General features: G+C 73.6%; 14 protein-coding genes. 4 read left to right on the top strand and 10 right to left on the bottom strand.

Annotated features, from left to right (window positions below):
* Positions 1–70: 70 nt before the first annotated feature.
* The gene (locus OHB44_RS25205; RefSeq protein ID WP_274530561.1) at positions 71–1111 is read left to right on the top strand and encodes a threonine aldolase family protein; all 1041 of its coding nucleotides are present in this window, start codon (positions 71–73) and stop codon (positions 1109–1111) included.
* An 85-nt stretch (positions 1112–1196) separates the two neighbouring features.
* Here the strand turns inward: OHB44_RS25205 and OHB44_RS25200 are convergent, their stop codons facing one another.
* Both OHB44_RS25200 and pknB read right to left on the bottom strand, forming a co-directional pair.
* On the bottom strand, positions 1197–2066 hold the full coding sequence (locus tag OHB44_RS25200) for a deoxyribonuclease IV (RefSeq protein WP_238682846.1): 870 nt from the start codon (positions 2064–2066) through the stop codon (positions 1197–1199).
* Entirely contained in the window at positions 2066–4054 is a 1989-nt protein-coding gene (gene pknB / locus OHB44_RS25195; protein WP_238682847.1) for a Stk1 family PASTA domain-containing Ser/Thr kinase, read from the bottom strand. The genes OHB44_RS25200 and pknB overlap by 1 nt, the downstream gene beginning before the upstream one ends.
* Before the next feature lie 189 nt (positions 4055–4243).
* Between pknB and OHB44_RS25190 the strand changes: the two genes are divergently transcribed.
* The gene (locus OHB44_RS25190) at positions 4244–4633 is read left to right on the top strand and encodes an Rv2175c family DNA-binding protein (RefSeq protein ID WP_091408069.1); all 390 of its coding nucleotides are present in this window, start codon (positions 4244–4246) and stop codon (positions 4631–4633) included.
* 190 nt (positions 4634–4823) lie between these two features.
* On the opposite strand, the gene OHB44_RS25185 is transcribed toward OHB44_RS25190, so the two are convergent.
* Positions 4824–5906: a polyprenyl synthetase family protein gene (locus OHB44_RS25185; protein ID WP_238682848.1), complete on the bottom strand. Its 1083-nt coding sequence runs from the start codon at positions 5904–5906 to the stop codon at positions 4824–4826.
* A gap of 9 nt (positions 5907–5915) precedes the next feature.
* Entirely contained in the window at positions 5916–6305 is a 390-nt protein-coding gene (locus OHB44_RS25180; RefSeq protein ID WP_238682849.1) for a helix-turn-helix domain-containing protein, read from the bottom strand.
* A gap of 342 nt (positions 6306–6647) precedes the next feature.
* Between OHB44_RS25180 and metF the strand changes: the two genes are divergently transcribed.
* Complete coding sequence (gene metF / locus OHB44_RS25175; protein ID WP_238682850.1) at positions 6648–7565, top strand: methylenetetrahydrofolate reductase [NAD(P)H]; 918 nt, start codon at positions 6648–6650, stop codon at positions 7563–7565.
* Positions 7566–7609: 44 nt separating this feature from the next.
* Positions 7610–8299: a CDP-alcohol phosphatidyltransferase family protein gene (locus tag OHB44_RS25170; RefSeq protein ID WP_112582773.1), complete on the top strand. Its 690-nt coding sequence runs from the start codon at positions 7610–7612 to the stop codon at positions 8297–8299.
* Between the two features lie 76 nt (positions 8300–8375).
* On the opposite strand, the gene OHB44_RS25165 is transcribed toward OHB44_RS25170, so the two are convergent.
* The 6 genes from OHB44_RS25165 to OHB44_RS25140 are packed head-to-tail and all read right to left on the bottom strand — an operon-like array spanning position 8376 to position 13687.
* Positions 8376–9863 carry a phytoene desaturase family protein gene (locus tag OHB44_RS25165; protein WP_238682851.1) on the bottom strand — a complete coding sequence of 496 codons (1488 nt, stop codon included), beginning with the start codon at positions 9861–9863 and terminating at the stop codon, positions 8376–8378.
* Between the two features lie 12 nt (positions 9864–9875).
* A complete protein-coding gene (locus OHB44_RS25160) occupies positions 9876–11003 on the bottom strand; it encodes a glycosyltransferase (protein ID WP_330438448.1) in 1128 nt (375 codons plus the stop codon).
* On the bottom strand, positions 11000–11878 hold the full coding sequence (locus OHB44_RS25155; protein WP_330438447.1) for a carotenoid biosynthesis protein: 879 nt from the start codon (positions 11876–11878) through the stop codon (positions 11000–11002). The genes OHB44_RS25160 and OHB44_RS25155 overlap by 4 nt, the downstream gene beginning before the upstream one ends.
* Positions 11875–12426, bottom strand: coding sequence for a GNAT family N-acetyltransferase (locus OHB44_RS25150; RefSeq protein WP_091407634.1), 552 nt, complete (start codon positions 12424–12426; stop codon positions 11875–11877). Before OHB44_RS25150 ends, OHB44_RS25155 begins: the two co-directional genes overlap by 4 nt.
* Complete coding sequence (locus OHB44_RS25145) at positions 12423–13202, bottom strand: monooxygenase (RefSeq protein WP_330438446.1); 780 nt, start codon at positions 13200–13202, stop codon at positions 12423–12425. Before OHB44_RS25145 ends, OHB44_RS25150 begins: the two co-directional genes overlap by 4 nt.
* Complete coding sequence (locus tag OHB44_RS25140; protein ID WP_266304876.1) at positions 13199–13687, bottom strand: YbaK/EbsC family protein; 489 nt, start codon at positions 13685–13687, stop codon at positions 13199–13201. The genes OHB44_RS25145 and OHB44_RS25140 overlap by 4 nt, the downstream gene beginning before the upstream one ends.
* Between the last annotated feature and the right edge of the window lie 41 nt (positions 13688–13728).

The raw sequence follows: 13728 nt of genomic DNA, 5'->3' as shown, positions 1-13728 counted from the left end.
GGCAAGTCAGAGGATGACAATGGCTGACGTGGGGAGCGAGCTTGCGAGCCCGCAGTCGGCAGTTGAAAGGATGACAGTGCCTGATCTGTTCGTGGACCTGCGGTCCGACACGGTGACCCGACCCACCGCCGGGATGCGGGAGGCGATGGCCGCCGCCGAGGTCGGTGACGACGTCTACGGCGAGGACCCGAGCGTCAACGCGCTGGAGGCCGAGGTCGCCGCGTTGTTCGGACACGAGGCGGCGCTGTTCGCCCCGAGTGGTTCGATGGCGAACCAGATCGCCCTGCAACTGCTGGTGTCGCCCGGCGACGAGTTGCTCTGCGATGCCGACGCGCACGTGGTCACGTACGAGATCGGCGCCGCGGCCGCGTACGGCGGGATCTCCTCGCGGACCTGGCCCGCCGTGGGCGCGGACATCGACCCGGAGATGGTGGCCGGGATGATCCGGCCGGACGGTTACTTCGCCGTCCCCACCCGCGCGGTCGCCGTCGAGCAGACCCACAATCGCGGCGGCGGCGGGGTGATTCCGCTGGCGACCCTGCGGGATCTGCGCGGGGTCGCTGACGAGGCGGGGGTCGCACTGCACTGTGACGGCGCCCGGATCTGGCACGCGCACGTCGCCGACCAGGTGCCGCTGATCGAGTACGGCCGGCTCTTCGACACGCTGTCGGTATGCCTCTCCAAGGGCCTCGGCGCGCCGGTCGGTTCGCTGGTGATCGGCAGCGCGGAGAAGATCGAACGTGCCCGGCTGATCCGCAAGCGGATGGGCGGGGGCATGCGCCAGGCCGGCATTCTCGCCGCCGCCGGCCGGTACGCGCTCGCGCACCACATCGACAGGTTGGCCGACGACCACGCGAAGGCGGCCCGGCTCGCCGAGGCGGTCGCGCCGTTCGGTGTGCTCGCCACCACGGTCCGTACCAACCTTGTCGCGCTGGATCTCACCAAGCACACCCTGGACGCGCGGGCGCTGGCCGCCGCGGCGCGGGCCGAGGGCGTACTGATCTCGGTGCTCGGCCCCCGTACCGCCCGCCTGGTCACCCACCTGGGCCTCAGCGACGCGGACGTCGACCGCGCCCTGGCAGCCCTACCCCGAATCCTCGCCGCAGCCTGAACCCCTGTTCACCTCGGTGATCAAGAGGTTCGCGTCAGATTCCGGTCGCCGGGTGACGCAAACCTCTTGATCAACGAGGTTGGGGTCAGGGGTGGGACAGGCGGGTGAGGGTGGCGATGTCGGCGGCGTGGCCCACGTGCTTCTCGCTGGGGGTTTCCACGACGGTCGGGACGCCAGCGGTCGCCGGGTGCGCCATCAGCTCGGCGAAGGCCGGCTCGCCGATGCTGCCCTTGCCGATGTTCTCGTGCCGATCCCGGGTGGAGCCGCACAGATCCTTCGAGTCGTTGGCGTGGACCAGCCGCAGCCGGTCCGCACCGACGGTGGCCACCAGGGTGTCCAGGGTCGCCGTCATGCCGCCCTCGGCCGCCAGGTCGTGGCCGGCCGCCCAGGCGTGGCAGGTGTCGAAGCAGACCCCGAGCATGGGGTGGCCGTCCACCGCGTCCAGGTAGGGGCCGAGCTGCTCCACCCGGGAGGCCAGTGACCGGCCACCGCCGGCGCTCGGCTCGACCAGCAACATCGGCCCACCAGCGTCGGCAGCCCAGTCGAGCAGCGGCAGCAACACTTCGCGGACCTGTCCCATCGCCGCCTCGGCGTGCCCCTCGTCCACCGAACTGCCCGCGTGGAACACCACCCCGCGCGCGCCGATCGCCACGCCCCGACGCAACGCGTGCGCCAGCGTCTCGGCCGACTTCTCGACAGTGGCCGGGGTGGGTGAGCCGAGGTTGACCAGCAGCGCGGCGTGGATGAACGCGGGAATGCCCCGCTCGGCGCAACCGTCGCGGAACAGCGCGTCCTGCACCGGGTCGCCGTTGGGCAGTGCCCAGCCTCGCGAGTTGGAGACGTAGACCTGCACCACCTGTGCACCGGTCGCGTCGGCGTACGGCAGGGCGGCCTTCGCCAGCCCACCCGAGGTCGGAGTGTGCGTGCCCACAGGGCGCGCGGGGATCGTCGGCATCAGAAGCACGTGAGGGTGACCGGGGTGCCGGGCGCCACCTGCGAATTCTCGCCCGGGAGCTGGATTCGGACCACGGCGTTCGGGTTGATCGCCATCGTCACCGGGAAGCCCTGACCCTCCAACGCCTGCTTGGCCTGCTGGCACGGCAGGTCGATCACCCGCGGCATGGCGACCAGCGGTGGCCCCTTGCTGACGTCCAGCTTGACCTCGGTGCCCTTCTCCACGCCAGCGCCATCGGCCGGGCTCTGGCCGAGGATCTCGTCCCTCGGTTTGTCGGAGTCCTTGTAGGTCTCCTTCAGCACCAGGTTGAGCTGGGCCAGGGTCGTCCGGGCGTCGGTCAGGCTCTTGCCCACCAGGTTCGGCACCGTCACCGGCGCCCTGCCACGGCTCAGAATGAGGGTGACCTTCGCACCGGGTTTGACCTCGGTGCCCACCTTGGGGGAGCTGTCCACCACGACCCCGGCCGGCAGGCTGTCGTCATAACGGGGGGTGCCCTTGGCCACCACCAGCTTCACGTTGACCAGGTCCGCCTCGGCGAGCTCGAACTCCTTGCCGATCACGTCCGGTACGGGGAAACGCTCCGGACCGAGGGAGAGGGTCAGGGTGATGGTGCCACCCTTGACGATCTTGGCAGCGGACGCCGGGCTCTGCTCCAGCACGCTGTCCTTCGGGGCCTTCTCATCGAAGCGCGGCTCAGCGTACGTGAGGAGGAGCCCGGAGCGGTCGGCCCGCGACTGCGCCTCGGCCTTGCTCAGGCTCACCAACTGCGGAGCGTCCGTGTAGCGGCCGACACCGAACCACCAACCCCCGATCGCGGCCACCAGGCCCAGCGTCACCACCACGGCCGCGACGGCCAGGCGGCCACGGGGGTTGCTCAGCACCGTGCTGCGCAGCGCGGCGAGCCGGGCGCCCAGGCCCTCCGCCGGCTCCGGGGCGGCCCGACGCCGCCCCGGCCCCTGGCTGCTGGCGCCCTCGGGCAGTCGTGCCCACGACGGGCGGTTGGGCGGCTGGACCGTCGCGACCATCATCGTCGGCTGGGAGAGCGACGGTGCGTCACTGATCGGGCGGAGCACGGCGGTGTGGCTGTTGGCGTCGCCCAGGCGATCCCGGGCCACCTGCACCTCGGCCAACAACGCGCCGGCGTCCGCGGGCCGGGCTCCCGGATCGCGGCGGGTGGCCCGCTGCACCAGGTCGTCGAGGACCGACGGGAGGCCCGGCACCAGCGTCGAGGGCGTCGGCACGTCCCGGTCGACGTGCTGCCAGGCGACGTCCACCGGGCGGTCCCCGTCGTACGGCACCCGACCGGTGAGCATCTCGAACAGCACGATGCCGGCCGAGTAGACGTCGGTGCGCGGATCGGCGCGGCCCTCGGTGACCAGCTCCGGGGCGACGTACGCCACGGTGGCCATCAGCTGGTTGCCCTGCTCCTCGTCGGCGCTCGCCTCGACCGCCCGGGCCAGCCCGAAGTCGGCCACCTTCACGACGCTGTCGACCAGGTTGGCGACGCCACCGGTAGGCGCCTCCGCGACCAGCACGTTCTCCGGTTTGACGTCGCGGTGCACGAGGCCGGCCCGGTGCGCGGCGGCGATCGCGGCGAGCATCTGCTCGGCGATGGCCAGTGCCTCGTCCGGGTTGAGCCGGCGTCGCTCGGCCAGCACGTCACGCAGCGTGCGACCCCGGACGTACTCCATCACCAGGTACGGAAGGCCGGCGTGCGTGCCCTGGTCGTAGACCGCCACCACGTTCGGGTGGGTCAGCCGGGCGATGGTCTTCGCCTCGTCGGTGAACCGGGCCACGAAGTTGGCGATCCGGGCCCGTGCCTCGCTGGCCTGGGTCGGGTGAATGATCTTGACAGCGACGGTGCGCTCAAGGCGTTCGTCGGTGGCGGTGTACACGGTCGCCATGCCACCACGGGCCACGCGACCGCGAATGCGGTAGCGCCCGTCGATCAGCGAGCCCAGCAACGTGTCGGCGACCTGAGTGTCCATCGGCAGGCAGTCTATGTGTCCAGAGGGTGAGGGATGAACAGGATGCTACAGCCGTATGCCGAACCGGGTCCGTCCCGCCGGGTTCCCCATCCCTTATCCGCTGGTCAGCGGCGATCAGGGAAGGGGGCGCAGATGGGTCGCCCGGGGTGCCGGTGGCCCGTCGCGGCGGCGGCGTGGCAGGGTGGTCGGGTGACCGAACCCGTACCCGACCAGGCCGCGCCCGGCCTGGAGCTCGCCGGCCCCACCGACCCGGCCGACTGGTTGACCCTGCCCGACGTCGCCGAACGCCTCGACGTGTCGATCAGCAAGGTGCACCAGATGATCCGTGACCGCGAGTTGTTGGCGGTCCGCCGCGACGGCGTCCGCCGGATCCCAGCGGACCTGGTCGCCAACCAGACAGTGCTCAAGCACCTGCCCGGCGTGCTCAATCTGCTCGCCGACAACGGCTACGACGACGAGGCTGTCCTGCGCTGGCTCTACGAGCCGGACGACACCCTCCCCGGCGCCACCCCCGCTGCCGCCCTCTCCGGCGACCAGGCCCGAGAGGTGAAACGCCGAGCCCAAGCCCAAGGCTTCTAACCCCGGCCCCGCCCCCCGGCCCTCCCGGACCCCGCCCCCCCGGACCCGGCCCCCGGACCCGGCCCCCCGCCTCGGTTGATCATGAAGTTATTGCCAGCCCGCTTGGCGTGTCGTGGCAATAACTTCATGATCAACGCCGGCGGGCGGGGGCGGGGGCGGGAGGAGGGTGGGGGTGGGGCAGGGTGGGGGGTTAGTCGGATCGGCGGGTTGCGACTATGGCCAGGTCTACCAGGGCTTGGCGGGCCTCGGTGTCGAGGCCGACGGCGGTCAGGGCGGCCAGGGCGGCGTCGGTGAGTGTGACGATCCGCTGTTCGGTACGGGCCAGCGCCCCGCTCCCCGAGATCACCTCGCGGAGCCGAGCCACCCCGTGCTCGTCCAGCTCCGGGTCGCCGAGCCGGCCGAGCAGCAGCTCGCGGCCCGCGTCGTCGGTGGCCTCCACGGTCGCCGCCACCAGGTAGGTGCGCTTGCCCTCGCGTAGATCGTCGCCGGCCGGTTTGCCGGTCAGCGACGGGTCGCCGAAGACCCCCAGCACGTCGTCGCGGAGCTGGAACGCCTCGCCCAGCGGCAGCCCGTACGCCGAGTAGGCCGTCCGCACGTCCTCCGGCGCGTCGGCCAGCGCGGCGCCGAGCAGCATCGGACGCTCGACGGTGTATTTCGCGGACTTGTACCGGGCGACCTTGCTGGCCCGCTCCACCGAGGTGTCCCCGGTGACCTGTGTGAGCACGTCGAGGTACTGCCCGACGGTGACCTCGGTGCGCATCTCGTCGAAGACCGGCCGGGCCCGGGCCAACGACCACAGGTCCAGGCCGGCGGAGTGCAGCAGCTCGTCCGACCAGACCAGGCACAGGTCACCGAGCAGGATGGCCGCGGCGTCGCCGAAACCGTCCGCGTCGCCGCCCCAGCCGGCCTCCCGATGCCGGGTGGCGAACCGTCGGTGTACCGCGGGCTCGCCGCGACGGGTGTCGGAACGGTCCATCAGGTCGTCGTGGATCAGGGCGCTGGCCTGGACGAATTCCAGTGCGGCCAGGGCGGTCAGCACCTGGTCGCCGTCCAGCCCGCCGGCTCCCCGGAACCCCCAGTACGCGAATGCGGGACGCAGCCGCTTGCCGCCGCCGAGCACGAACGCCTCGATCGCCTCGGCCACCGGACCCAGCGCGTCGTCCACGGCGGCGAGCCGGACCCGTTGGCCGGCCAGGAACTCGGTGAGAGCCTTGTCGACCCGCTGCCGCAGGCCGGCGCGGTCGACGGGGGACACGGGAGCAGCGTGGGTCACGCCCCGACGCTAGCCGGTCGCCCGTGCTCGTGCTCCACCGCCACGCGTAGTCCCGCCGGTGCGGCCGGGCCCCGTCCGCCTGGCCGGTCGCGCGCCGGCCGCCGTAGCGCGGCCCGGCCCGGTGGCCCGCGTCGAGCCGGCCCGACGGGTGGCCGCGGCAGCCTCGGCGAGCACCACCAGCGGCACGTCCAGGACGACGGCGAGCCAGCCGAGCCAGAACCCGCCCGGCACGCGACGCTGTCGTTCCCACCGGGAAATCTCGTGCCGACTGAGCGTCGGCACCCCGGCGGCGGCACACAACTCGGCGGCGGCTCGCTGTTGGCTCAAGCCCCGCTCCAGTCGGCACCGGGCCAGCAGCGGCCCGAGCTGCGCGGGGCGCGGCGATGCGAGCGGGATCATCTGTCCTCCTGGCGGGCGTCGGTGCGGTGACGACCCACCCGCCCGACCGGACGGGACCGGCGCCACCGCTCGGTTGCTGACCCCCGCGCGGGACCCGGGCCACCCCCGCCGCCCCTCCCGCACCGTCCCTTCCTACCTCGGAGGTACGACGCCTTTCCGCCGTCGGGTCGGGGAGCGCGGTGCGACATCGCCCGCCGGCTCACGACAGACCGGGCGACAGACCGAGCGACGCCGCCCCGGGCTCACGGCAGACCGGGGCGACACCGCCCACCGGACCGGCGACGCCGGCCGCTGGATGGGAAGGGCCTGGGTCCTGGTGCCATCGACCGCTAGAGTCGGGTCGTGGCGCTTGGTCTTCCCTCGACACTCCCCAATCCGCAGCCGGCGATCGGGGAGCTCATCCGTGAGCGCCAGCCGACCTTCTCGTTCGAGTTCTTCCCGCCCAAGACCGAGGCGGGGGAGCAGCTGCTCTGGCAGGCCATCCGCGAGTTGGAGTCGCTGCGCCCGTCGTTCGTGTCGATCACGTACGGGGCCGGCGGCTCGACCCGGGACACCACAGTGGCGGTGACCGAGCGGATCGCCACCGAGACCACTCTGCTGCCGATGGCCCACCTCACCGCGGTCAACCACTCCGTCGCCGAGCTGCGGCACGTGGTCGGTCGGCTCGCCGGGGTTGGGGTGCGCAACGTGCTGGCCGTTCGTGGTGACCCCCCGGGCAACCCGGGCGGTGAGTGGATCCGTCACCCCGAGGGCGTGGACTACGCCGAGGACCTGGTCCGGCTGGTGCGCGACGCCGGCGACTTCAGCGTCGGCGTGGCCGCCTTCCCGTACAAGCACCCGCGCTCGCCCGACGTGGCCACCGACACCGCCCAGTTCGTCCGCAAGTGTCGGGCCGGCGCGGAGTTCGCGGTCACCCAGATGTTCTTCGACGCCGACGACTACCTGCGGCTACGTGACCGGGTGGCCGCTGCCGGCTGTGACACCCCGATCCTGGCCGGCGTGATGCCGGTGACCCAGTTCAGCACCATCGAGCGGTCAGTGCAGCTGTCCGGTGCGCCGTTCCCACCGGCGTTGGCGGCCCGCTTCGAACGCGTCGCCGACGACCCGGACGCCGTCCGCCGGCTCGGCATCGAGCAGGCCAGCGAGATGTGCCGCCGCCTGCTGGACGAAGGCGTGCCGGGAATCCACTTCATCACCCTCAACCGGTCCACTGCGACCCGCGAGGTCTGGCAGAACCTGAAGGCCGGCGCCCGCGTGTGAACGATGCGCCTGCGACACCTGTTGCCCGGCACGACGGTTGATCCGTGGTGGGCACACAGCTGAACTGGGATCAGTACGCCACGGCGTGGGCGCGGTTGCACGGCGGGTTCGACCCGCGGGTCGCGGCGCCGGTGGTGCGCGCCTGGCTGCGATTCGCGTACCACGTCGGATATGTGCTGGGTCGGCTGCGGGTCAGCCCCACCGCGGTCACCGTGGCCGGGGTGCTGCTCTGCTTCTGCGTACCGTTGCTGGTGGGCCGGCCGGGGGACGGGCCGTTCCTCGGCGCGCTGTTCGTGCTGCTCGCCGCCGTGGCGGACAGCGTGGACGGCGCGGTGGCGGTCGCCACCGGCCGCACCACCCGGCTCGGCTACGTCTACGACTCGGTCGCCGACCGGCTCGGTGAGGTGGCGTGGCTGCTGGCCTTCTGGCTGGTGGGCGCGCCGGGTGGGCTGGTCGTCGCGGGCGGCGCGCTGTCCTGGTTGCACGAGTACGTCCGGGCGCGGGCGGTTGCCGCCGGCATGCGGGAGATCGGCGCGGTGACAGTGGGGGAACGCCCCACCCGGGTCTCGGTGGCGTTGGCCGGCCTGCTGGTTGCCGGGCTGGCCGGGCTGATCGAGCCGGACCTGGCCGCCGGCACCATCACCATGGCGACAGCGGTCTGGGTGCTGCTGGCTGGTTTCGGCCTGGGGCAACTGCTCTCCAGCATCCGCCGCGCACTGCTCGACGCCGACTGACCGGGCCAGCCCGACGCCGACCGAGACAGGCGCCAGCTGAGGGGGCCGAACAGGCGCCGGCCGGAGCAGGCCGGGTCTACCAGGCGGGGCCGATCTCGTCGGCGACGATCTGCGCGGAGAGGGTCACCATCGGCAACCCGCCGCCCGGGTGGGTGGAGCCACCCACCAGCCACAGCCCGTTCGCCGGGCCCCGGTTCGCCGGGCGGAGCAGCCCACCGGCGGTGCCGTAGATCGAGCCACCTGGCGCGCCGGTCGCCACGTCCAGGTCGGCCGGGGTGCGGATCTCGCGGAACAGCAGCCGGTCGCGCACGTCCACGCCGCGCCGCGCCAGCACGTCCAGGATCCGATCGGCGTACGCGTCGGCCAGCCCCGGGCGTCGCCAGTCGACAGCGCCCGCCGCGGTGCCCTGCCGGGCGGCGTTGACCAGCACGAACCACGCCTCGTGTCCGGCTGGGCGGACCATCGGGTCGTCGGCCACTGTGACGAACACCGCCGGGTCGGCCGCCGGCCGGGCCCGTACACCCCGCCCGGGGTCACCGAAGACCGCGTCGAACTCGGCGTCGTAGTCGGCCGGGAAGAAGACGTTGTGGTGGGCCACCCCGGTGCTGCCGGAGACGCCGAGCAGCAGCACGAAGCCGGCGAGGCTGCGGTCGGTCAGCGCGGCCAGCCGACGCGGGTGCGGCAGCAGGTCACGGTAGACGGTGAGCGCGTCCACGTTGGCCACCACCACGTCGGCGGGCACCGGGGTGGTGACGCCGGCGAGGCGTACCCCATGGACCCGGCCGCCGGTGGCGTCGATCCGGGTGACAGTGGTGTCGGTCTGCACTACCACGCCGAGGTCCAGGCAGCGGGTCAGCAGCGCGTCGGCGAGCGTGCCCAGCCCACCGCGCAGGTACCAGCCGCCGAAGGCCAACTCGGCGTAGGGGACCGCGACCAGCGCCGCCGGCGCCCGACGTGGGTCGGCGCCGGTGTAGGTGGCGTACCGGTCCAGCATCATCCGCAGCCGCGGGTCGGACAGGTGCCGGCGGCCCAGGCCGCGCAGGCTGCGGCCCGGGGCGATGGCGGCCAGGTCCCCGACGCGCCAGGCCAGCGACGCGAGGTCGCGGGGAGAGTCGACGGTACGACGCAGGATGTCCCGTGAGGAGGCCTGCCACACCCGCGCCGCCCGCCGCCACAGCCGCTGCCAGTCGGCTGCCGCCCGGTCACCGAACGCGGCCCCGATCCGGGCGGTGAACTCCGCCGGGTCGGCGCACGAGTCCAGGGTCGGGCCACCGTCGGGGAAGACGTGCCGGACGATCGGGTCCAGTGGGACGAGGTCCAGGTATTCGTCGAGCTTCGCCCCGGTCGCCTCGAACAGGTCGTGGAAGACCTCGGGCAGGGTGAGCAGGCTCGGCCCGGTGTCGAAGTGGAACGACCCGGCCGGGGTGTCGTGCGCGTACCGGCCGAGCTTGCCGCCGACAGTGTCGGCCCGCTCGAAGACGGTCACCTGGTGCCCGGTAGCGGCCAGCCGGGCGGCGGTGGCGAGGCCACCCACCCCGGCGCCGACGACCACGATCCGCGCCATGCCGCGTCCTCCCTAGCTGACCGGGCGGCCCCGCCAGGTCAGGCGGCGTCGCTTTCGCAGATGGTACGACCGCAGGGTCAGCCAACCGAGGACCACGACCGACACGGGGTGTGCGAGCGCGTCGGGCCACCACCGGCCACCGGTCGCGCGGGCGGTGAGCACCCGTCCGGCCACCCCGAGCACGTACGCGGCCAAGCCCACGGCGGCCACCCTCGGTGCGCCGGCCGCCGCACCCGTCAGCGCGATCAGTGGTGGGGCGGTGTAGAGCAGCAGCAGCGCCGCCACCACGGCTGCCGCCGCGCCCGGGTGCCCGAACGACGCCCAGAGCGACTTCGAGTACCCGTCGCGCAGTTGCGGCCAGTCGTCGTACATCCGGCAGGTGGCCAGCCGGGAGCCGTCGGCCAGGGCGATCCGCCCACCGGCCCGCTTGACCGCCCGGGCCAGCTCGACGTCCTCCAGGATCTTGTCGGCGACCGCGGCGTGCCCGCCGGCCGCGGTGTAGCCGGCCCGGTCCACCACCAGGAACTGCCCGCCCGCCGCGGCCAGCGACGGCCGCGACGAGCGCTCCATCGCGCGCAGCGGCAGAAAGGTCAGCCAGAGCCACTGCAACAGCGGCTGCACCAACCGGTCGCCGGCCGTCGCCACCACGATCCGGGGGTACGGCGACAGCAGCGTCGCCCGGGCCGCGCGCAACTCGGTGACGGCAGCGGCCACGGCGTGCGGGGCGAGCACCACGTCGGCGTCGACGAAGGCCAGCGCGGTGGCGTCCGGGTCGGCCCGGGTGGCCAGCTGCCAGCAGGCGTGCGGCTTGCCCAGCCAGCCCGGCGGTGGGGCGACCCCGGTGAGCAGCGTGACCCGGGGGTCGTCGCCGGCCACCGCGCGGACCACGTCGGCGGTGCCGTCGGTGGACCCGTCGTCGAGGACCACGACGCGCAGCCCGGGTACGCCGCGCTGGGCCAGCAGGGCGCGCAGGCAGGGCGTTACCCGGGTGGCCTCGTCGCGCAGCGGCAGCAGCACGGTGACGGGCTCGTCGACGTCGTCGGGCCGGTCGGTGGGTCGGCGCAGCCACCGGGTGGCGTTGAGCCAGGTGTGCCCGGTCAACGTGGCGACGGTGACGAGCAGGGCGAGCAGAACGGTCATCGGGTCGCGTCGACGCCGGGGCGGTGTGGCTGGGGATCCGCCGGCCGGAGGTGACTGTCGCGCCGGGCGCGGAGCACTGTCACCGCCAGGGGTACGGCGGTCACCGACATCCCGGCGGCGCCCCAGAGCGCCGAGGCGGGCAGGTCGAGGAAGACGGCGTGGGCCAGGATGCTGGAGAAGTACGTCCACAGGTAGAGCGCGACCATCGGGTCGTCCCGCCGGTCGGTGTGTTCGACTGCCGGCCCGGCCAGCGGGCGCAGCGCGCTCATCATCAGCACCGCGAAGAGCAGCCAGCCCAGGTAGTTGCTGATCGGGATGCCGGCCAGGCCGGGCAGGGCCGGGGTGGCGTCGCGCCAGACCCAGTAGCCCTCGGCCACCATCTGCGGGTCGAGGAAGAGGTCCCAGGCGGCCAGCCCCACGGTGGCCAGCGCGATCCGCCCCACCCAGCGACCCACCGTCGGCCCGCTGCCGCCGGCTGTCGACCCGCTGCCGCCGACCGTTGCGGCCCCGCCGCCGGTCAGTCGGACCGCTGCCAGCCAGGCCGGCCAGGCCATCCAGGTCCAGGCCAGCGGAATGATCAGTGGCACGCCGGCCAGCTTGGGGCCCAGCTCTCCGGAGTAGTCGTAGCTGCCGAACGGCACGCCGGTGGCCACCCCGATCGCCTCGATCGCGAACCCGCCGCCGGTCGCCACCGCGACCAGCGCCGCCGCCACCCGTGGGCCCCGGCTGAGCAGCGCGTGGCCGACCGAGAGCAGCCAACCGAGGACGACGGTGGCCACTGTGAGCCCGGCCCGGGTGGCGCCGGTGGTGAGCGGGTAGCAGATCTGGGCGAGCACCAGGACGGCGAGCAGCGTCCAGGAGATCCGCCGGGTCATGACGCCGGTGGCTCGAGCGGCAGATCCCGACCGAGTACGCCGAACGGTCGCTCGTCGCCGGGGAAGTGGAAGTCGCGCAGCACGTCGACGAAGCCGAACCGTCGGTACAGCCGCCACGCCCGCGAGGTCTGCTCGTCGGCCTCCGGGGTGGACAGCAGCACTGTGTCGCCCTCCGCCATGCCGAGCAGCGCGCGTAGCTGACCGGCGCCCAGGCCGTGCCCCTGCGCCGGTGGCCGGACGTGCAGCTCGACCACCTCGAAGCAGTGGGTGAGCCAGCGCGTGCGAGTTGGGGCGTCCAGCGCGCGGTGCACCTGGTCGTGCCACCACTGACCGGAGGCGCCCAGGTAGCCGTAGCCGAAGCCGGCGAGGTGACCCTCGCTGGTCAGGCTGGCGACCGCCCGGAAACCCGGCCGGCGGACGTGGGTGGCGATGTAACCGCGCCGGGCCTCCAACAGGTCGGTGCGGTACCCCATCGCCTCGCCGTAGACGGCCACCACGTCGTCCAGCCGCCGGACGAGATCGTCCGGCGTCCAGCGCACCAACCTCATGCCCGTCCACCCTTCACCGTTTCCGGGCCGCCGTCGGCGGCCCATCCGAGCACCGACCGGTCGCCGACCACGTCGCGCACCTCGAACCGGGCGAACAGCTCCTCGGCGTACCAGCCCGCGGTGGGGGTTCGCATGATCGCCGCCCGATGCTCCGGGTGACGGTACGCGAACGCCACCAGGTCCGTCGGGTCGCGCCACACGCTCACCGTGCCCTGCCAACCCAACGGGGCCTCTCCGACTCCGAACCGGGCCAGCATCCCGGGCGCGTCGCGCAGGGCGGCGGCCACCGGCGGGATCGCCCGCCAGAAGGTGGCCGCCCGGCGGGCCCGCAGCCGGGCCCGGGTCAGTGCCAGCACCGGGCCGGTGACTCGGCCGCCCGACGGGTCGCCGAACGGCCGCTGGCCGGACCACTCGCCCCGGCTGGTCAGCGGGCGGAGGTCGATTCGGGCCTGGGCGTGGGCGATGCGCGCCCAGGCCCGCCCGACCGGCGAGTCGTCGAAGCCGGCCGCCGCGGCGGGAAAGTCCCAGACGGTCAGCGCCGCCCACCGGGTCAGGTCGGCGTCCCGTGGCCCGAAGTCGGTGCCGGTCCCGGTGCCCAGCAGCTTGCCGAACCGAACGCCGGGGAGGGCCCGCAACCGGCGGGGGTCCACAGCCATCCGGGTCAGCGCCCGGGGCAGCGCGCCGGGGGAGGTCCGCCACACGTGCAGCGTGACCAGCTCCGGAGCCGCGCTGACGTCGCCGCTGGGCCCGCTGGTTCGCTCGCTCCGCTCGCTCACGCCACCTCGGCCGGGGTGCCGGCGGTGACCCGCAACAGCTCGGGGTAGGTGGTCGGGAAGACCGCCTGGGGTACGCCACCAGCGGCCCAGATCTCCGCGTACGCCGCCAGCGCCGTGTCCACCAGGGTGCGCAGTGGGTGCGGGTGCCCGAGTGGGGCGACCCCGCCGATCGGCTGCCCGGTGTGGGCCCGGACGAACTCCGGGGTGGCCCGGCGCAGTCGGGTGACGCCGATCGATGCCGCCAGGCCGGCGGTGTCGACCCGGTGTGCGCCGGAGGTGAGGACGAGCAGCGGGGTGTCGTCCGCGTCGAAGATCAGTGAGTTGGCGATCTGGCCGACCTCGACGCCGAGCGCCTCGGCGGCCGCCGCGGCGGTGTGCACCGCGTCGGGCAGCAGACGGACCATGCTGGGCTCACCGGCGCCGTCGAGAGTGCCGGCGGCGGTGAGCGCGTCCTGCACCGCCCGTACGTTCGGGTGTGGCTGCATCCCGCCATTCTTCCGGGTCCGCTGGTGGCCGGTTCAGCCGG

The sequence above is a fragment of the Micromonospora sp. NBC_00821 genome (genome assembly GCF_036347035.1).
Classification (GTDB): domain Bacteria; phylum Actinomycetota; class Actinomycetes; order Mycobacteriales; family Micromonosporaceae; genus Micromonospora; species Micromonospora hortensis.
Note: the sequence above shows the minus strand (reverse complement) of the source record. Positions and strands in the feature narration are given on the sequence as shown.